The sequence below is a fragment of the Vibrio sp. ED004 genome, from assembly GCF_023206395.1.
Lineage (GTDB): Bacteria > Pseudomonadota > Gammaproteobacteria > Enterobacterales > Vibrionaceae > Vibrio.
In genome coordinates this window covers 1,278,200-1,297,596 of the sequence record NZ_CP066150.1, presented here as the reverse complement: position 1 = coordinate 1,297,596, position 19,397 = coordinate 1,278,200, and the positions used below count along the sequence as shown (strand labels likewise).

Here is a 19,397-nt window from a genome sequence, read left to right as displayed (position 1 = left end):
TCTGTATTTAAATGCAGAACTTTTCGGTCTAATAGCTGTTAACTGTACAGGTAAATATGAAAGTTACTAAAAGCTCTAGGCATTCGAAGATAACAGGTGATTTTACAGAGAATCTTGTTCTTTACTGGTTATCTAAATATGGTTTTGAAAGTACAATTGTCGATCATACTGGTATCGATATTATTGCTAGAAACCCAAATAATAATGAATTAATGGGGATCTCTGTAAAATCTCGTTCAAGAAATACAGGGAAAGAAAAACAGTATCTAAGCATTGGGAATGATCATTTTCCTAAAGTAGAGGCTGCTTGCACCGCTTTTGGTTGTATTCCATATTTTGCAATCGTAATTGATGAACTAGATACGATAAAAGTATTTATTACCTCGATGGAGCATTTATTAAGTTTACATCCTATGAGAAAAAAGTGTTCTGGTTGGAAGATGACAGATAAGTGGGTATTGCAATATGAGAAAGATCCAGAAATAAAAATTTTTGAATTCAAGCATTCAACAAGTACCTGGTGGTAAGTACAGTTAACAAGTCATTTAAATGGAAAATTAACAGTTGGCCATCGCTTCGCGATTATAGCCAACCATTAATTTCCACTTAATGAGGCGCTAGGAGGATATATGGATAGTGCATTATTAAAAATTCAAAGAGCAGAGAAACATTATAGTGAACTCTCTGTTCTATTTGTGAAGAAGAAACCTTTTCGATATTTTTTAGAAACCAATTGTAAAACGGGTCAACGAGCAACATTTGCAAAAAGAGATATAGTGGTGGTTAACGATGCTGCAATAATTATTGGAGACATAATTCATAATCTTAGAGCTGCAATTGATCATACATATTGGAACTGTACATCTGATTTTGCAAAGTCTGAAGGTGAAAAGAAGAGTATCCAGTTCCCAATAACATCTAATGAAGATGCATTGCAGAAGTCTATTCTTCCTGGATTGCCGAAAAGGGTTTCTGAGTCCTTTGCAAAGGATCTAGCAGCCTTAAAACCATATCGAGAAAATGGGAATAAATTACTTTGTGCTATTCATGATCTGGATGTAATGGATAAGCATAAACTTCTAATACCAACCGGTAATTTTACAAAAATAACTAGCGCCATGTTGCAACAGCAAGTTCCTGATTTTCCCTCGGGTTTGATGGGTGTTGGAATTGGTAACTGTCATCGTGATGTAGTTTGGCATATCAAGCCTATGACTTGGACTCAACGACGAAAAGCAAGAATACCTGCTTCTAACATAATAGAGAAAGAGTTAAATGTGCCCGTAGACATCATTCTTAACGATCTTGATTTCTCCAAACCAGCTTTAGAGGTTTTGAAAGAGCTGATTGAAGTCGCTAAAAACGTCGTAAATGTCTTAAAAGAAAGCGTTGAGCCCAAAGAGCTAGTCAAATCCTCCTAACAAACGACTATGGCGCCAATATCAATTTGGCGCTATTCATCTATTCGCAACTTCAAACCTAACGCTGTACAAGCCTTCTACTGCCATAAAGCCAGCAGAAACACAAAAAGCCCAATCCCAAGCGTTACTTTTAGAAGCCGGCCAAGAGGGGCACCACCTTTTGGCGCTTTGTTACAACATCCCATAATTAATTCCTAGTTTGTCGTGAATGTCATATCACCATAAACCTTTCCCTTACGGTAAGGTCAATGCTTTTGTTTACCTCGAATTTCAGACAACAAAAAAGCGAACCAAGTGGTTCGCTTTTGTTATGTTTTGCTGTTTAGCACCGCTACGAATTAGTCTTCGTAGTTATCGATGCTTGGGCAAGAACAGATTAGGTTACGGTCGCCGTATACGTTGTCTACACGGTTAACAGTTGGCCAGTACTTCGAGTTCTTGGTTGCTTTCGATGGGAAGCAAGCCAGTTCGCGAGAGTAAGGGCGATCCCATTCTGCGCCTGAAAGGTCAACTTGTGTGTGCGGAGCGTTCACTAGAGGGTTGTTATCTAGTGGCCATTCACCCGCTTTCACAGCTGCCATTTCGTGACGGATTGCGATCATCGCTTCACAGAAACGGTCTAGCTCTTCTAAATCTTCTGATTCAGTTGGCTCAACCATTAGTGTGCCAGCTACTGGGAAAGACATAGTAGGCGCGTGGAAACCGAAGTCCATTAAACGCTTAGCAATATCTTCTTCGCTGATACCTGTGTCTTCTTTAAGCGGACGAATATCGATAATACATTCGTGTGCTACGCGGCCGTTAGTGCCACGGTAAAGAACAGGGTAGTGAGGACGTAGTTTCTCCATCACGTAGTTCGCGTTCAGAATCGCCACTTTCGTTGCGTCTGTTAGGCCAGGTTCGCCCATCATTGCGATGTAAGCCCAAGAGATAGGTAGGATTGAAGCACTACCCAGATCTGCAGCTGATACCGCGTAGTCAGAACCTTGTACACCGTTTTCGATGTGACCTGGTAGGAAAGGTGCTAGGTGCGATTTAACACCGATAGGACCCATACCCGGACCGCCACCACCGTGTGGGATACAGAATGTTTTGTGTAGGTTCAAGTGAGATACGTCTGAACCGATGAAGCCAGGTGAAGTTAGACCTACTTGAGCGTTCATGTTCGCGCCGTCTAGGTAAACCTGACCGCCCGCTGCGTGTACTTGTTCACACACTTCTTTCACTTGCTCTTCATATACGCCGTGCGTAGAAGGGTAAGTGATCATGATGCTTGATAGGTTTTCTTTGTGCTTCTCGATTTTCGCTGCTAGGTCTGTCATGTCGATGTTGCCATCTTCATCACACTTAACAACCACTACCTTCATTGAAACCATCGATGCTGTTGCAGGGTTAGTACCGTGCGCAGAGCTTGGAATCAGGCAAACGTTACGATGAGCTTCACCGCGGCTTGCGTGGTAACGTTGAATCGCGATTAGACCTGCGTATTCGCCAGATGCACCAGAGTTAGGCTGCAGTGAGAAATCGTCGTAACCGGTGATTTCACATAGCTTCTCTTTAAGATCTTTCGCTAGTGCTGTGTAACCAGCCGCTTGATCAAGAGGTGCGAATGGGTGAATTGAACCAAACTCAGGCCATGTTACTGGAATCATCTCAGCAGCAGCGTTCAGCTTCATTGTACAGCTGCCCAGTGGGATCATGCCGTGCGTTAGTGAGAAGTCTTTGTTCTCAAGCTGTTTTAGGTAACGCATCATTTGCGTTTCGCTGTGGTGCGTGTTGAATACTGGGTGAGTTAGAAACTCTGATTCACGACGGCAGTTTTCTGGAATTGCTGCAAACTCGTTTGATGCAATGTCAGAAGAAAGTGCTTGAACGTCTTCTTTCACGTCGAAGATAGCGAACAATGCGTTCACGTCGTCGATTGTGGTTGTTTCATCTAAGCTGATACCGATCTTACCTTTAAGAAGGCGAAGGTTGATGTCTGCTGCTTGCGCTTTCGCGTACAGTGCATCTGTCTTCTCTTCAGAGTTGATCGTGATGGTATCGAAGAAGCTGTTGTTCGTTAGCTCGTAACCCGCTTTCGTCAGGCCAGCTGCTAGGATAGCTGTCATATGGTGCGTACGACGAGCAATAGTACGTAGGCCTTCTGCACCGTGGTAAACCGCGTAGAAAGACGCCATGTTTGCTAGAAGTGCTTGAGCTGTACAGATGTTCGATGTCGCTTTCTCGCGGCGGATATGTTGCTCACGAGTTTGCATTGCCATACGTAGCGCTTGGTTACCGTGAGTATCGATAGAAACACCGATGACACGACCTGGCATTGTACGCTTATGCTTTTCACGAGTACCCATGAATGCAGCGTGTGGACCGCCGTAACCCATAGGAACACCAAAGCGTTGTGCTGAGCCGATTACTACGTCTGCGCCCATTTCCCCAGCTGGCTTAAGTAGAGCAGAAGCAAGTAGGTCAGTGGCAACCGTTACTAGAGTTTTGTTTGCTTGAGCTTTCGCAATGATGTCTGTTAGGTCACGAACTTCACCTGTTGTACCAGGGTATTGAACTAACGCACCAAATACGTCTTGCTCTGGAAGTGTTTCAAGAGCGCCAACCATTACTTCAAAACCGATGTACTCAGCACGAGTTTTAACAACTTCTAGTGTTTGAGGGTGAACATCGTCAGCAACGAAGAATACTTTGCTCTTGCTTTTACCAGCACGTTTACACAGTGTCATCGCTTCGCCAGCCGCTGTCGCTTCATCAAGAAGTGATGCGTTTGCGATTTCCATACCTGTTAGGTCCATTACCATTTGTTGGTAATTTAGTAGAGCTTCAAGACGACCTTGAGAAATCTCTGGTTGGTATGGTGTGTAAGCTGTGTACCAGCCTGGGTTCTCTAAAACGTTACGTAGAATAACGTTTGGAGTGAATGTGTTGTAGTAGCCTTGGCCAATGAAAGTACGTTTCACTTGGTTTAGGTTAGCGATCTCTTTAAGAGAGGTCAGCATGTCCATTTCGCTCAGTGGCGCAGCAAGTGTCATTGGTTTTTCAAGACGGATTTGTGCAGGAACCGTTTCGTCGATCAGTGCGTCTAGGCTAGTCGCGTTGATCGCTTCAAGCATTTTTTGCTGGTCTGCTTTATTAGGGCCGTTATGACGAGCAACAAACTCGTTTTGAGTACCCAGGTCTTTCAGTAATTGGCTTTGAAGTAATTCAGTCATGATATGTTCTACTTTCTCTCTGGAGCCGTGAGCTAGCCCCTAAAATTAAGCTGCTCAAAAGAGCAGCTTTATCGTAATGAGGTTACCTATTAGTCTTCTTCGATAGAGCTTAGGTATTCTTCCGCATCTTTAAGGTTGTCTAGTTCAGACGCATCAGACATCTTCACTTTAACAATCCAGCCACCTTCATAAGGTTCTTCGTTGATTAGCTCTGGGCTATCTTCTAATTCTTCGTTGATTTCTACGATTTCGCCAGAGATTGGTGCGTAGATATCAGAAGCAGCTTTCACTGACTCAACGAGAGAGAAGCTTTCGCCAGCTTCGATTTCGTCGTCAGTGTCAGGCAGGTCAACAAACACAACGTCACCTAGCATCTCTTGAGCGTGCTCAGAAATACCGATAGTTACAGTACCGTCACCGTTGTCTTTTACCCACTCGTGGCTGTCTGCAAACTTTAGTGTATTGTCCATTGCTTATTCTCCAAAAATTTATGAGGTTTTAATTTAAATCTTAAAAACGGTCTAACGGTAAAGAGGGAAGCGCTTGCAAAGCTCTTTAACTTGCTTGCGAACACGTTGCTCAACTTCAGCGTTGCCTTCAGGGCTTTCAACTAAGCCATCAAGTACATCGCCGATCCATTCACCGATAAGTTTGAATTCTTCAGTGCCAAAACCACGACTGGTTCCAGCTGGCGTACCTAAACGAATGCCAGAAGTAATCATAGGCTTCTCTGAATCGAATGGTATACCATTTTTGTTACATGTGATCCCTGCACGCTCTAATGCTTCTTCAGTTACGTTACCTTTCAAGCCCTTAGGACGAAGGTCAACCAGCATTAGGTGCGTGTCTGTTCCGCCAGTCACAATGTCACAACCGCGAGTTTGCAACACTTCAGCAAGAACTTTTGCGTTGTCGATCACTGAATCAATATAAGTATTAAATTCTGGGCCAAGTGCTTCGCCAAACGCCACTGCTTTAGCCGCGATAACGTGCATTAATGGACCGCCTTGTAGGCCAGGGAACACTGCAGAGTTGATCTTTTTGTTGATGTCTTCGTGGTTCGTCAGAATCATACCGCCGCGTGGGCCACGAAGTGTTTTGTGCGTTGTTGTAGTAACAACGTGTGCGTGTGGTAGTGGGCTAGGGTGAGCACCTGTCGCGATAAGACCCGCGATGTGTGCCATATCAACCATTAGGATAGCGCCAACTTCGTCAGCGATTTCACGGAACTTAGCGAAATCAATAACGCGTGGGATAGCACTACCACCAGCAATAATCATTTTAGGTTGGCTTTCGATCGCTAAAGCGCGAACTGCTTCGTAATCGATTTCAAGAGTGTCGCGGTCTACGCCGTATTGAACTGCGTTGAACCATTTACCAGACATTGCAGGACGTGCACCGTGTGTAAGGTGACCACCAGCGTCAAGAGACATACCTAGGATAGTGTCGCCAGGTTGAAGTAGGGCAAGTTTAACTGCTCCGTTTGCTTGAGCGCCAGAGTGAGGCTGTACGTTTACGTATTCACATTTGAACAGCTGCTTAGCGCGTTCGATTGCAATAGCTTCTACTGTATCTACATGCTCACAACCACCGTAGTAACGACGGCCTGGGTAGCCTTCTGCGTATTTGTTGGTTAGGCAAGTGCCTTGAGCTTGCATTACTGCTTTAGAAACGATGTTCTCAGAAGCAATAAGTTCGATTTGTTCGTTTTGACGAGTGTTCTCTGCTTGGATTCCAGCAAATACTGCGTCGTCAGTCGCAGATAAGTTCGTAGAGAAAAAACTGTCTAAGCTATGGTTTTGGTAAGCGTTCATTGTCGAGACCTTTCATTAAGCTAATGGTGATTGTTTTTATAGTCCATTAGGTCTTACGTTGATTTCTGCATCGGTATCGTTTGCGCTATATAGGTACAGATAAACGTAAATTGCGTTTTAAATGTACTCTTACAGCGTCTAAGCGATCGTTGTAGGGTCAATGCAGCACGAATTGGTTCCCAAAAGTTCGGGTAAAAAACAGCTCTTACAAATGTTAAAACTATCATCTGGTACAAGCTGAAGTAGCATCTCTTCATCTAACAAGTCGATAACATAGCTCCGATAAAATCAATTTTCAACAAAAATTTCCAATAGGAAACAACTTTTCTCGTTTTGCTACAGGGAGCACGCTTTATTTCTGTGTGTGCTCTTTAATCAACAAAGCGCTTCATGCAACAATGAAATGAATAGACAGGAAGTAAGAAAATAATGAGGGACCTATGTCAGAAGACATTTATGATGAGTACCCATCTTTAACGTTGGCGAAAGAAACGTTAGATCAGAATATAGAACCACTTAAGCTTGGCCAGCGTATTAAAGATATCCGCGGCAAGCTTGGGATCACGCTAGAAGAAGCAAGCCAAAGAACGGGCTTGGCGCGTTCTACGCTCAGCAAAATCGAGAATGAGCAAATCTCGCCAACCTTTCAAGCTATGCAGAAATTAGCGATGGGCTTGCAAATTGATATGCCGCAACTCTTTGAGCCGCCAAGGAAAAAAGTCGCAACAGGACGTCGTGACTTAACTAAGGCAGGCCAGGGTAAACCTCACCCGACACCTACTTATGAGCATGAACTGCTTGCGACTGAGCTTTCTAATAAGAAGATGATGCCATTCAAAAGTCGCGTAAGAGCGCGTACTTTTGAAGAATATAATGATTGGGTCCGTCACGATGGTGAAGAGTTCTTAATGATTATCTCCGGTGATGTGATGTTCTACTCAGAATTCTACGAACCAGTACCAATGAGTGAAGGCGACAGCATGTATTACGACGCCAATATGGGCCACATGTTGATTTCTACTAGTTCAGAAGATGCGCTGATTTTGTGGGTGACTGCAAAATAAGTTAACAAAGTTAGAATTTCTTATAGTGGATGCAAACGTTTGCTTTTGTTTCTAACGTTTGCCAAATGACGCGATATTGATGTGAAAATCATCAATATCGCGTTTTTGTATGCATCGAATAATTGTTTTTAAATTGTTAAATGTCACATTTTGAGCTGTTTTAATCTTGTTAAGGGTGTAAAACTGACTCAGGCTTGTTTACTATAGTGAACACGGTTTACTCATGTTGATTGAAGTTTACTGAAGTGAATTCTTAAAAAGTGAGTTGTAGAGCTTTTGTACAGCTATCAATTTTTATAACGCTAACTATATAAGCCTATATAAAAGACATCACTTTTTACTATCTACTGTTTCTAATGCTGAGACCTAGCGTTAGAAGCGACTCTAAATAGAGATATAAGCGGCAGATTCGATTTGGAAAGCCTGCAACGCTTCATGGAGAATAAAATGACTCAAGAACACGCTAATCAAGACCTACTAAAAACACCACTGCACGCACTTCACGTTGAAGAAGGCGCAAAGATGGTTCCTTTCGCTGGCTACGACATGCCAGTTCAGTACCCACTAGGTGTAAAGAAAGAGCACTTACACACTCGTGATGCTGCCGGTCTTTTTGATGTTTCTCACATGGGGCAACTTCGTCTACATGGTGCAAATGCAGCAGCTGTCCTAGAATCTTTGGTTCCTGTAGATATTATCGACCTTCCTTCTGGTAAGCAGCGCTATGCGTTCTTTACTAACGAACAGGGCGGTATCATGGATGACTTGATGGTTGCTAACCTAGGTGATCACCTGTTTGTTGTTGTGAATGCAGCTTGTAAGACACAAGATATCGATCACCTAACGGCACACCTTCCTGCAGACGTAGAAATGGAAGTGATTGATGACCGCGCTCTATTAGCACTTCAAGGTCCTAAAGCATCTGAAGTTCTAGCTCGTTTCCAACCAAGCGTTGCAGACATGCTGTTCATGGACGTTCAAAAAGTGGATATCGATGGTGTTGAATGCATCGTGAGCCGCAGTGGTTACACGGGTGAAGACGGCTACGAGATCTCTGTACCGAACGATCACGCTGAAGCACTAGCGCGTAAGCTAACTGCAGAAGCGGAAGTTGAGTGGATTGGCCTTGGCGCACGTGATTCACTTCGTCTTGAGTGTGGCCTATGTCTATACGGTCACGACTTAGATACAACAACGACTCCAGTAGAAGCTAGCCTTCTATGGGGCATTCAAAAAGTTCGTCGTACTGACGGTGAACGTGCAGGTGGCTTCCCTGGCGCTGATATCATCCTTGAGCAAATCGCAACGAAAGACGTTCAACGCAAGCGTGTTGGTCTCGTGGGCCAAACTAAAGCTCCAGTGCGCGAAGGCGCTGAGTTGTTTGACGCTGAAGGTAATAAGATTGGCGTAGTAACAAGCGGCACGGCTGGCCCTAACGCTGGTAAGCCAGTATCAATGGCTTACGTTCGTACTGACCTAGCGGCTATCGGCACTGAAGTATTCGCTGAAGTTCGTGGTAAGAAGCTACCAATGACAGTAGAAAAAATGCCATTCGTACCTCAACGTTACTACCGTGGCTAATCTCTTTTAAGAGAAAACACCAAGTATAACGAAAGCCTATTGTCGGCCTCTCTATATCGAGGGGATCAACAGTAGGCTTTTTTGTTTTTGGGATGTATCTAAATTAATCTACTTGGTTTTTAGTACAGCTTAAATAGTGAGATATGTGACCGTTTCGTTGTAAATACTTAATATACTAATGATACTAGCGTGCTATGGTGGCCATTCATCATTTCTATGTATAAGTGGTAGGAGTTACAAGGAGTTAACTATGAATGTGAACCACACAACGAGCCCAGTTCGTAAAGCCGTTTTAGGGCTTTTAGCGCCATTGATTTAAACATCAAGTGTTATGGCGACGGAAAATACGGTTGAAAGTACTCCTGACGTAGGTGTAACACCTTATATCGTAAATGGTAGCAACGCCTCAGTAACTGATTTTCCTTCGATGGCGAGCTTGTTCATCGATAGAATTGAATATGATGGCGTCTACTCAACAGGCCCATATTGTGGTGCGACAATTTTAGATAACTATCATGTACTGACCGCTGCACACTGCATCTATGATGATCAGGATGCTCAACTTTTCACGGTAGTTGTTCCCCAATTGGAAGATACTTCTCTATTCCCTAACGGTAGCATCCAGAAAGTACGAGTATCTGAGGTGTATTATCGAACTGATTATTCAAATAGTATCAATCAGCTATTAAGAAATGACATTGCGATTTTAAAGTTAGAAGCGTCTCTCAACCTTCAATCTTCTGCTGAAACTGTTATTCCTCCGTTTGATACGTACCTTGATGCTGCGAATGATTTCGTAGCAGTTGGTCATGGCGACATAAAGACGGATGTAGATGGTACAACTTTGCTCCAACAAGTTGATCTCACATACGTTGACACTCTTAACTGTAAAGCTGTCTTCGGTCCCTTAGTCACAGAAAAACAAATTTGTTTTAATGGTGATGGACCGGATGACGGTCTATATGGTGGTCCGGTGTTTTGGAAAAATGGTTCTACATATGAACAGGTCGGTATAACGAGTTTTGGGCCGACTACTTGCGGTGCTGGTATCGGCGTAACATCTGTATTTACAGAGATATATGATTATAAAGATTGGATTACGGATGTAACTAACGGGGCAATTGATAGCACGGAAACTGTCCAGTTTACCGCGACAGAGGCAAAACGAGTTGCTGTTGCTGGTACAAGTGCGTCAACTGGCTCTGGTAGCAGTGGCGGTAGTGTTTCATTTGGTTTGCTAGGTATGCTGATGTTGATTGCTGGCGTTAGAAAAGCAGTTAAACGTTAGATCTTCAATGTTTTGAACAAGTCGACGCTTTATCTAACGATAGCGTCGACTTTTTACTTTTGCAGGTTTGCAGGTTTGCAGGTTTGTAGGTTTAGAGACTGTCCTAAATTCTGTGTAACTGTCTAGACTTAAGCCTTAAAGGCTAAGGATGGATAGTATGGATAAGAAAGCACTTGAAGCTTTTGCTCGTGAAGCAGCTAAATCAATTAAGACAGAATCTGATCTTGATGACTTCCGAAAAATGTTAACCAAGGTGACTGTTGAGACAGCATTGAATGTTGAGCTTGATGAGCACCTTGGCTACGAAAAACACTCCCCAAAACCCAGCTCCAACTCACGTAATGGGTATACCAGCAAGTCTATTATCACTGATGATGGTGAAGTGCCGATAGACGTTCCTCGTGACCGTGAGTCAAGCTTTGAACCAAAGCTGGTTCGCAAGCACCAAACTCGTTTCCAGTCGATGGATGACAAAATCTTAAGCCTCTATGCTAAAGGCATGACGACCCGAGAAATCGTAGCCACATTCAAGGAAATGTACGATGCGGATGTCTCACCAACCCTTATATCTAAGGTGACGGACTCTGTTCTAGAGCAGGTTGTTGAATGGCAATCTCGCCCATTAGATGAAGTCTACCCAATCGTTTATCTCGACTGCATTGTCGTTAAAATCAGGCAAGATAAACAAGTCATCAACAAAGCTGTTTATCTTGCGCTAGGCGTGAACATGGAGGGTCAAAAAGAGCTGCTTGGCATGTGGTTGTCAGAGACGGAAGGTGCTAAGTTTCTGGCTTGCTGTGCTAACAGAGCTACAAAACCGCGGAGTAAAAGACATTCTCATTGCTTGTGTCGATGGTCTGAAGGGCTTTCCTGATGCCATTAATGCCGCATTCCCAAATACTCAGATCCAGCTCTGTATCGTCCATATGGTGAGAAACTCAGTTAGGTATGTACCTTGGAAAGATTATAAAGCTGTGGCTGCCGATCTTAAGAAGATCTATCAGTCGAAGACAGAAGATGAAGCCTTGCTAGCGCTAGAGCAGTTCTCAGATAAATGGGATGGCAAATACCCTCAGATCAGCCGCTCTTGGACAGCACATTGGAATAACCTGAACACGCTCTTCAACTACCCAGAAGATATTAGGCGAGCAATTTATACGACTAATGCCATAGAATCACTTAATAGTGTTATCAGAAAAGCGATTAAAAAGCGTAAGCTGTTCCCGACAGATGAATCGGCAAGGAAGGTGATCTTCTTAGCGATCCAGGATGCCTCCAAAAGATGGACGATGCCAATTAGAAACTGGCGACAAGCCCTGAACCGCTTTATGATTATGTTCGAAGACCGATTAACTGAATATATGTAACCCCGACAGTTACACAGAATTATTTACAGGGTCTAGGTTTACAGTTGGCTAGTTGCTTGGCGAACTAGTTACTCAGCTCGATAACCGCTTTACGGCTGTATCTTTCTAGAATCTCATCCATCTCTTTTATCGCAGCATTGACGCTTTCAATACCACCTTGCGCTACACCTTTTTCATTTTCGTTCAATGCAGAAAAAGCCTGTTTTAATTCCTTACCTTCCAACATGTTCCCGTGTAGCAACACCTCTTTGTACGTAAGTAGCTTATGTTGTATTGCAATAATTTCTGGGCGGGGATTGTCTGATTCTAATGCGTGACTAATGCAAGGAAACGCCAATGTATAGCGATTCGCAATTTCCAATTTGACGTCTTTCTTATTCGCAATATGCAATTTTTATTATTTCCCAACACTTGAGTCTTCAAGTTTGCTAGCCTTTACGTCCACGACCGATCAAAGTGTGAAAGTTTATGATACGTAACGTTTTTTAATAATTGGATAATATGCCTTTGATGGCGTATGTAAACCATTGCGAGTCAATATGGTCTGCTTCTTGCTAAAATTAGGTCATAACTGTCTAATGAGGAAAAGCTAATGTCACAAGAGCCCATAGTCATGGCGCTGATTGAGCGCAGAAAGCAAGCTAATTTGTCGCAAGAAAAACTAGCCTCAAGTGCAGGAATGAGCTTAAAGACTTACCAGCGTATTGAACGTGGAGAAGCGGACATCAAAATGTCTCAGTACCGTTCGATCACAAGAACTCTAAAAGTGACTGATTTGGATGTCGTGCTTGATATTGTGGGAGCATCGCAAGCGACTGCAGAAGATGTAGCAGCGGTCAGTCGCTTACTGACCAGCGAAGAGAGAATGTTGTTGATTAAACTGATCTTATCGGTCAAAAAACAGAAGTAGTCTGTTTCTGATAACAGAGTTAGAACGGTTGTTTCATGGGTGATGCGCTCACTGGGGGACATGAAACAATCAGTTCACTCTTCCACGTAGTTGTTTGGTAGTACTTCTTTGTTTTTTACTTTCTAAACGTCTTTTCTGAGAGCCACGTGTTGGTTTTGTTGCTCTTCTTACTTTTTGAACCTTTGTCGCTTCCAAGATCAATTCTTTCAAACGCACTAAAGCGTCATCTCGGTTTTGTTCCTGAGTTCTATATTGTTGCGCCTTAATGATAATCACACCGTCTTTAGTGATGCGGCTATCTTTGTGTGCGAGGAGCTTCTCTTTATAGAAATCAGGTAGGGTGGAGTGCTTGATATCAAAACGTAAATGTATCGCGCTTGATACTTTATTGACGTTTTGACCGCCTGCTCCTTGTGCTCTGATCGCAGTTAACTGAAGTTCCCAGTCCTGAATCGAAACAGAGTTAGATATTTGTAACATAAACATCCATTTTGAACGGTAATATGGGGTCATGATACTGAATATTGGTTATGGTATCAGTAACTTTCTTAAAGAGTGGTAGTAGTGATGAAAATAGATTTAACGGCGTATGAAGGATTAATCTTTGATATGGACGGTACGTTGATCGATACCATGCCTGCTCATGTGAAAGCATGGCAGCAAACAGCAGAAGAGTTTGGCTTTCACTTTGAAGCGTCTTGGTTACACAGTTTAGGTGGAATGCCAAGTTATAAGATAGCGGGTGAAGTGAACAGCAAATACGGTTTGTCGCTCGACCCACAAGCGGTTTCTACATTCAAGATGGCATCGTTTGCAGCCATTGAAGACAAAGGTGACGTTATCCCTTGTACGCATTTTTTGTTGTTAGAACACCTCGGAAATAAGAAGATCGCAGTCGGGACAGGTAGTCAACGTAAAAGCGCAGAGCAATTATTAGATAAAACAGACATTCTAAACAAGCTTGATATCTTAGTGACAGCGACCGATGTGAAGAATCACAAGCCAAACCCTGATACTTTCCTAGACGCGTGTTTCGGTATGGGTTTACAACCCAAGCAGTGTGTTGTGTTTGAAGACACCAACTTAGGTAAGCAGGCTGCTCATGGGGCAAATATGGATTGTATTCTAGTGGTTGAGGGGAATAAGTTAGAGTTCCATCCGGCACCTAACTGATTGGACATCTGAGTAATGTTCGCCTAGTGATCGTCTCGTCTAGTAGTCACATTCGCCTAGTTTTCACATTTGAGCTAGGCGATTTCGCTCATTTCACTGTCTAGGAACAGGCACACGCTGTCACGGCCAGCGGCTTTCGCTTCGTACAGCGCGAGATCGGCACATTTGTAGTTAAGGGCAGGATCGCTCGTCAGGTTAGTGATACCAGCACTGACGGTAACGATGTTGTCTAATTCAAGGCTAACGGCAATTCGAAGTCTGTTAAGTACGTATTCTGCTTCTTCTGTTGTGGTGTGTGGCAAAACGACGCCAAACTCTTCACCACCAATACGAGCCACAAAATCGGTTTCTCGGCATTCACGTTGCAATACCTGCGCGACGGTTTGAATAACGCGATCACCATAGTCGTGACCAAATCTGTCGTTAATACGCTTAAAGTGGTCGATATCTAAGATAGCCAAACAAGACTGTTCGCGGGTAGGGTAACGGTTTACACGAGAACATTCGTCGCGCAGTTCAAGATCGAACTTCCGACGGTTCCAACAGCCGGCTAATGCGTCTTTCTCACTGAGGTTTCTCAGCTTGTTTTCGAGTTCCTTATGCTTACTGATATCGACAAATGATGCGACATAAAATTGAATCACGTCTTTTGAGTCTTTGATGGTTTGGATTCGGAGTATTTCCGTTATCAACGACCCGTCTTTACGTCGGTTAACGACTTCGCCTTCCCACATGCCTTGTTTCTTGATGATGCTCCACATCTTAATGTAGAACTCTTGATTGTAGCGACCAGACGCAAACATCGAAGGTTGGCGGCCTTTAACGTCTTCTAGGTCGTAGCCACTGACTCGGGTAAATTCTTGGTTTACCTTGATGATACGGTTGTTTCTGTCAGTGATAACAAGGGCAGACATGCCGTTCATTGCCGCTTTGGCTAACTGGCTTTCAATACTGTTTTTCTTGTGGTTTTGATTCCAGAGCACGAAGCCTGCAGAAATCATCGAAATCAAAATCGTCAGGGTCACTATCTGGACAAAGATCGCGTGGTTTTCACGCTGGTATTGGCTATTGAACTGTTGATTTTCAATATGAAGAACCATGTAGATAGGGCCTTCGAACTGTTTTATCTTGGGGCTGATATCAGAATGGAAATACCAGTTCTTGCCATCAAAATAGCTCGAAGATGTCTTGTCTTGAATCGCAGTCCAAAGCTCAGGGTATAACTTTGCGTAAGTCTGCTCTGAACGTGACTCAATCACATGCCCGAAAGATTCCGTAGGATCCGGCCCCATGATGATGTGTCCGGTCTTGTTGAGAATAATCGGGACAGCAGACGATGCGCCAATTTGATAGTGAAGGCGCTTGTAGATCTCAAGCATGTTCAGGTTTGCGATGAAGTAACCAATGATGCGGTTGTTTTCGGCGACGGGCGTCATAATGCGAAGTGCTGGAATTAAAGGACGAACGATTTCTCCGTTTTCAACTTCTAGGTCAATGCCGCGAGAGCTCACCTCACCAATCTTTAGTTCTTGTAGCGCTTGGTAATAATCACGAGAAGATTTGTTCTGTAGTTCGTTATCTGGGACTACGATTGCTTTTCCGTCTTTGTAGTTCACACGGAAGACTTCGTTGCCCTTTATATCGAGGTAGCGTAATTGAGAATAGTACTTTTGGCCTCGAGCGAGCATCACCCAGAGATCTTGCAGTGTTTCTTTATGGATGGTTGACGGTTCGTTGATTGCTCGGAGTAAGGTTTGCGAATCTGCAATAGAAGGCACTGAGTTTGAGATTTGCTCAACAATCACAGCGAGCTCGTGAAAACTATATTCGATTTGGTTTTGGCTAGACTGTTTGATATTTAGCGTGTGCTGAGCTTCAACTCTGTCGAATTCAGAGTTGATGTAGAGGGCAGGGACTAATCCTAGAGCAAATATGGTGCACAGAAATTGGCTGACTAGTTTCTTTATACTCGTATTCATCACTGTCCTCAAAGAATCAGCGCAATACTATATATTTTATAGGGTTTTTAATGTGATCTTTACCCAGAACTTAAAACAAGATTTGCATATTATTAAGGTTTTACTGCAACTTTTTGCAATTGAGCTTGCTTATTGAGCATCTGGATAACTAAGAGTCACTACCAAAATAATGCCTACTCATGCCAGTATTTTTCGTTATGACATAAGTAGGCGAGTGATGAATTATACTTAAAGACTTGTAATCATTAACTTAACCCGATGATATTCCCTTTGTCATCGATGTCTAATGACATAAACGCAGGTTTATCAGGTAAGCCTGGCATGGTCATGACATTGCCGCATAAAGCGTAAATAAAACCTGCACCTGCACAAAGTTTTAGTTCTCTAACCGGAACGTCAAACTGTGTTGGAGCACCTTTTATATGTGCTTCAGTTGAGATAGATAAAGGCGTTTTTGCTAAACACACGGATAGATTGGAGTAACCATGTAGCTTGAATTCAGCGAGTTGTTTTTTTGCTAGAGGTGATAGCGAGATGCTTGCTGCGCCATAACCGACTTCAGCGACCGCCATCAACTTCTCTTCTAAGCTTTGCTCTGACTGATACAACGGCTTAAATTCACTTTCAACTTGGCAAGCTTTTACTACTGCATTCGCTAAGTTAATCGCGCCTTCGCCACCTTGACCAAACGCTTCACTGACTTCAACGCTCACGCTTGAATCGAAATCGGTGATCATCTGTTTTAATGCGTCAAGTTCTTGGTCAGAATCTTGTGGGAATCGGTTGATAGCAACGACGGTTGGTACTTGGTATTGCTTAACGTTGTTGATGTGCCATTTGAGGTTCTCGAAACCGGCAATAAGTGCATCTTGGTCATCACTAAAGATAGAATCTGGCAGCGGGGTACCCGGTCTTAAATCGTACAAACCTGAGTTCGCTTTTAATCCACGTAGCGTCGCAACAACAACGGCACAGTCAGGCTTCTTGTTGGATGCCTTAACCTTGATGTTACACGCTTTCTCGAAACCCATGTCTGAGCCGAAACCACCTTCGGTCACCACAAAATCACTCAGTTTTATGGCAATCTTGTCGGCAATAATTGAAGAGTTACCGTGTGCAATGTTCGCAAATGGCCCTGCGTGAATAAGTGTCGGAACACCCTCAAGGGTTTGCATTAACGTTGGCTCAATAGAGTCTTTCATTGTGACGGTCATCGCTCCGGCAACGCCGAAGTCATCCGCGGTTAGTGGCAAGCCTTGATGATTATAGGCGAGTACAACACGGCCAATGCGTTTGCGTAAGTCTTGCAAGTCGTCAGCCAGTGCAAGAATTGCCATGAGCTCTGAAGCGGCTGAGATATCAAATCCGTCGTCGCGCTCAAAACCATTAATTGTTTTGTTTGCTTCATTCTTGCCTACAGTGATCATGCGTAGTGCGCGGTCATTGTGGTCGAGTACACGTCGCCAAACGATTCTGCTTGGGTCAATATCCAAAGCTTTTAAGCCAGAACGCGCTTCAAACGCCTCTAAACCTTCGCGTTGTTCATGATACAAACGTGCATCAATCGCTGCAGACGCAAGGTTGTGAGCGGCTGTTACTGCATGAATATCACCAGTCAGGTGCAGGTTCAATTGATCCATAGGAGCGACTTGAGAGTAGCCACCGCCAGCTGCGCCACCTTTAACGCCAAACACAGGGCCCATTGAAGGCTGACGAATACACGCCATCGCTGATTGGTTAATTTTAGCAAGACCTTGTGCGAGCCCAATGGTGGTCACTGTTTTGCCTTCACCGAGTGGTGTGGGTGTAATCGCCGTGACTACGACCAATTTACCATCTTGCTGGTTAGCGAGGCGTTCAAGTGACGTCAGAGACACTTTAGATTTGAATTCGCCTAATGGCTGGTGTTCGTCGTGTTGCAGGCCAGCTTGTTTGGCAACCTCACTGATGTTTTTAAGGGAAGTAGAGCGGCAAATATCAATATCAGACAGCATATTTGATCCTTATATCAGAACCGAAAGGTGGTACGTAAACGTTTGCGTGGCGATGCTACTGCATAAATTTGCCAAGTAAAGGCAAACCACACGAATTATGTGCTGGAAGATAACAGATCTAAAGAGTCATTGCGCGAGATCAAATCTTAAACGGGCAAAATATTTGATTCGATTACCTTCGATTATGATTACATTGTTGTTTGATACAAAAAGGGCTGCATATAGCAGCCCTTCAAGGATTCGTAATTCGACTTAGACGTCGTCTAAAAGATTAACGATCCCAGTATGTTTCTTCTAAGCTATCTTCGCGTTCTGGCAATGCACGAGAAAGGCGAGGAGAGTGCTGAGTCAGTACTTCGTAGCTTACGCGGTTTGCGTACTTACAAATTTGAGACAGTGACGAGTACGTTAGACAAGCGTGTTCGTGCTTCTCTGAGTTCGGTACGTTCACGTGGTGGTAGCTGTTCGCTGCCATGTCGTGTAATAGCGCAGATAGCGCGCCATCGCCAGCACCGTTGGTGTTTTTAATCTCAAGTGGACCACCTAGGTAAGGACCAATGTGAGAGTACACTTTCACTGGGTTTTGACAGTCTTGCTTGCGCATTGCACGGCTGAACTCATACTTGTTGAATTCTGGGATGTTACCCGGCAATAGTGGCAGCGTTGTTTCACGCTTTGCTAACTCGTCTGTGTAACCTGCCATGTAAAGGCCAATTGGACCTGCAGTACATAGTACTAGGTCAACCCACTCAAGCGCTTTGTTCGCTGCTAGTAATGGATCTTTCTCACCCGTTAGTGCTTCACCTTCGTCTTCGTTCATCGCAACGATGGTTACGTTTTCTTTCAGGTATTCTTGCCACCATTCAGCGTTACCTTCGATCACATACTTAGTACCAAGCGTCAGTACAACAGGCACATTGTGCGCTTTCGCGTATTCAATCGCTTTTTGTACTGCTTTGGGCATTGGATCTTCAGGCTTGCCACGCATTAGGTATGAAGACACAACTAACGCAGATGCTTTCTCGAAAATCTTTTCAGGAATGCTTTCTGGAAGAAGTTGGTTCATGTGTCCTTCGTTGATCGCAAACGTACGCTCGCCATCTTCGGTGATCAGCGTGTAACAACGACCAATTGGACCATCAACAGTTTGTAGGTGGTTTAAGTTCATACGAGAAGAAGTGCGGCAAAGGTAACGGTAACCGAACGAGCCAACTTCAATTTTCTTAGACATAACGCCAAGCAGTACAGATTTGCTGTCTGCAAGTACGGAATAGTTGTGCAGTGTGTTACCGATAGTGTCGCCAGGGTATTGATGCGTGATCAAACCGCGCTCAACTAGCTCTTCATACAACGCATCTGCTTTACTTTCTTCCAATACAAGCGAGTGACCTTTACTCAGCTCGTATTTTTCTAGGAACGCGCTGTCAACACGGGCTTCGATATCAACAATAGTTTGACCCACACCGACAATAGTCGCGCGGTGAAGCTTAGGTGTTTGTTGAATTTGGTTGACCAACGGATCACGTGCGTGAGTTGGAAAGTAGTGCTTAGATTTACGCTGTCCAGGAAACTTCATATGAAAAATACA

General features: G+C 43.8%; 14 protein-coding genes and 2 pseudogenes. 8 read left to right on the top strand and 8 right to left on the bottom strand.

The genetic code is table 11. The features are described 5' to 3' along the window. The first annotated feature begins 56 nt into the window (after positions 1-56). Together ITG10_RS23245 and ITG10_RS23240 are read left to right on the top strand one after the other, a co-directional pair. On the top strand, positions 57-527 hold the full coding sequence (locus ITG10_RS23245) for a hypothetical protein (protein WP_248386933.1): 471 nt from the start codon (positions 57-59) through the stop codon (positions 525-527). A gap of 102 nt (positions 528-629) precedes the next feature. Then, positions 630-1,421, top strand: a complete 792-nt coding sequence (locus ITG10_RS23240; RefSeq protein ID WP_248386932.1) for a hypothetical protein — start codon at positions 630-632, stop codon at positions 1,419-1,421. Between the two features lie 338 nt (positions 1,422-1,759). Here the strand turns inward: ITG10_RS23240 and gcvP are convergent, their stop codons facing one another. From gcvP to ITG10_RS23225, 3 genes are all read right to left on the bottom strand, one after another. Beyond that, positions 1,760-4,639 carry an aminomethyl-transferring glycine dehydrogenase gene (gene gcvP, locus ITG10_RS23235; protein WP_017629409.1) on the bottom strand — a complete coding sequence of 960 codons (2,880 nt, stop codon included), beginning with the start codon at positions 4,637-4,639 and terminating at the stop codon, positions 1,760-1,762. Positions 4,640-4,728: 89 nt separating this feature from the next. After that, positions 4,729-5,109 (bottom strand): glycine cleavage system protein GcvH, encoded by a 381-nt coding sequence (gene gcvH, locus ITG10_RS23230; RefSeq protein ID WP_017072176.1) that lies wholly within the window; start codon positions 5,107-5,109, stop codon positions 4,729-4,731. A gap of 51 nt (positions 5,110-5,160) precedes the next feature. Continuing rightward, a complete protein-coding gene (locus tag ITG10_RS23225; RefSeq protein ID WP_017064653.1) occupies positions 5,161-6,453 on the bottom strand; it encodes a serine hydroxymethyltransferase in 1,293 nt (430 codons plus the stop codon). A gap of 440 nt (positions 6,454-6,893) precedes the next feature. Between ITG10_RS23225 and ITG10_RS23220 the strand changes: the two genes are divergently transcribed. The 4 genes and pseudogenes from ITG10_RS23220 to ITG10_RS23205 all read left to right on the top strand — a co-directional run bounded on the left by ITG10_RS23220 (position 6,894) and on the right by ITG10_RS23205 (position 11,753). Further along, complete coding sequence (locus ITG10_RS23220; RefSeq protein ID WP_248386931.1) at positions 6,894-7,517, top strand: XRE family transcriptional regulator; 624 nt, start codon at positions 6,894-6,896, stop codon at positions 7,515-7,517. A gap of 447 nt (positions 7,518-7,964) precedes the next feature. Further along, positions 7,965-9,098 carry a glycine cleavage system aminomethyltransferase GcvT gene (gene gcvT / locus ITG10_RS23215; protein ID WP_017629410.1) on the top strand — a complete coding sequence of 378 codons (1,134 nt, stop codon included), beginning with the start codon at positions 7,965-7,967 and terminating at the stop codon, positions 9,096-9,098. A 250-nt stretch (positions 9,099-9,348) separates the two neighbouring features. After that, positions 9,349-10,386, top strand: a pseudogene (locus tag ITG10_RS23210) (trypsin-like serine protease). 157 nt (positions 10,387-10,543) lie between these two features. Further along, a pseudogene (locus tag ITG10_RS23205) lies at positions 10,544-11,753 on the top strand (IS256 family transposase). A 64-nt stretch (positions 11,754-11,817) separates the two neighbouring features. Here the strand turns inward: ITG10_RS23205 and ITG10_RS23200 are convergent. After that, positions 11,818-12,144, bottom strand: a complete 327-nt coding sequence (locus tag ITG10_RS23200) for a hypothetical protein (RefSeq protein ID WP_026084194.1) — start codon at positions 12,142-12,144, stop codon at positions 11,818-11,820. A gap of 201 nt (positions 12,145-12,345) precedes the next feature. Between ITG10_RS23200 and ITG10_RS23195 the strand changes: the two genes are divergently transcribed. After that, positions 12,346-12,663, top strand: coding sequence for a helix-turn-helix transcriptional regulator (locus ITG10_RS23195; protein ID WP_017630398.1), 318 nt, complete (start codon positions 12,346-12,348; stop codon positions 12,661-12,663). A gap of 69 nt (positions 12,664-12,732) precedes the next feature. Here ITG10_RS23195 and arfB read toward each other — a convergent pair whose 3' ends face one another. Further along, complete coding sequence (arfB, locus tag ITG10_RS23190; protein WP_017630397.1) at positions 12,733-13,143, bottom strand: alternative ribosome rescue aminoacyl-tRNA hydrolase ArfB; 411 nt, start codon at positions 13,141-13,143, stop codon at positions 12,733-12,735. An 87-nt stretch (positions 13,144-13,230) separates the two neighbouring features. Between arfB and ITG10_RS23185 the strand changes: the two genes are divergently transcribed. After that, a complete protein-coding gene (locus ITG10_RS23185; RefSeq protein WP_017630396.1) occupies positions 13,231-13,836 on the top strand; it encodes a beta-phosphoglucomutase family hydrolase in 606 nt (201 codons plus the stop codon). A 74-nt stretch (positions 13,837-13,910) separates the two neighbouring features. On the opposite strand, the gene ITG10_RS23180 is transcribed toward ITG10_RS23185, so the two are convergent. The 3 genes from ITG10_RS23180 to ITG10_RS23170 form a co-directional block, all read right to left on the bottom strand. Then, a complete protein-coding gene (locus ITG10_RS23180; RefSeq protein ID WP_017630395.1) occupies positions 13,911-15,815 on the bottom strand; it encodes a diguanylate cyclase in 1,905 nt (634 codons plus the stop codon). A gap of 245 nt (positions 15,816-16,060) precedes the next feature. Then, positions 16,061-17,809 (bottom strand): formate--tetrahydrofolate ligase, encoded by a 1,749-nt coding sequence (locus tag ITG10_RS23175; protein ID WP_017630394.1) that lies wholly within the window; start codon positions 17,807-17,809, stop codon positions 16,061-16,063. Between the two features lie 271 nt (positions 17,810-18,080). Continuing rightward, positions 18,081-19,385 carry an inosine/guanosine kinase gene (locus tag ITG10_RS23170; protein WP_017630393.1) on the bottom strand — a complete coding sequence of 435 codons (1,305 nt, stop codon included), beginning with the start codon at positions 19,383-19,385 and terminating at the stop codon, positions 18,081-18,083. Between the last annotated feature and the right edge of the window lie 12 nt (positions 19,386-19,397).

Coding starts and splice junctions, on each gene's coding strand:
- ITG10_RS23245 (WP_248386933.1), top strand. CDS start 57: ATGAAAGTTACTAAAAGCTCTAGGCATTCGAAGATAACAGGTGATTTT.
- ITG10_RS23240 (WP_248386932.1), top strand. CDS start 630: ATGGATAGTGCATTATTAAAAATTCAAAGAGCAGAGAAACATTATAGT.
- gcvP (WP_017629409.1), bottom strand. CDS start 4,639: ATGACTGAATTACTTCAAAGCCAATTACTGAAAGACCTGGGTACTCAA.
- gcvH (WP_017072176.1), bottom strand. CDS start 5,109: ATGGACAATACACTAAAGTTTGCAGACAGCCACGAGTGGGTAAAAGAC.
- ITG10_RS23225 (WP_017064653.1), bottom strand. CDS start 6,453: ATGAACGCTTACCAAAACCATAGCTTAGACAGTTTTTTCTCTACGAAC.
- ITG10_RS23220 (WP_248386931.1), top strand. CDS start 6,894: ATGTCAGAAGACATTTATGATGAGTACCCATCTTTAACGTTGGCGAAA.
- gcvT (WP_017629410.1), top strand. CDS start 7,965: ATGACTCAAGAACACGCTAATCAAGACCTACTAAAAACACCACTGCAC.
- ITG10_RS23195 (WP_017630398.1), top strand. CDS start 12,346: ATGTCACAAGAGCCCATAGTCATGGCGCTGATTGAGCGCAGAAAGCAA.
- arfB (WP_017630397.1), bottom strand. CDS start 13,143: ATGTTACAAATATCTAACTCTGTTTCGATTCAGGACTGGGAACTTCAG.
- ITG10_RS23185 (WP_017630396.1), top strand. CDS start 13,231: ATGAAAATAGATTTAACGGCGTATGAAGGATTAATCTTTGATATGGAC.
- ITG10_RS23180 (WP_017630395.1), bottom strand. CDS start 15,815: ATGAATACGAGTATAAAGAAACTAGTCAGCCAATTTCTGTGCACCATA.
- ITG10_RS23175 (WP_017630394.1), bottom strand. CDS start 17,809: ATGCTGTCTGATATTGATATTTGCCGCTCTACTTCCCTTAAAAACATC.
- ITG10_RS23170 (WP_017630393.1), bottom strand. CDS start 19,385: ATGAAGTTTCCTGGACAGCGTAAATCTAAGCACTACTTTCCAACTCAC.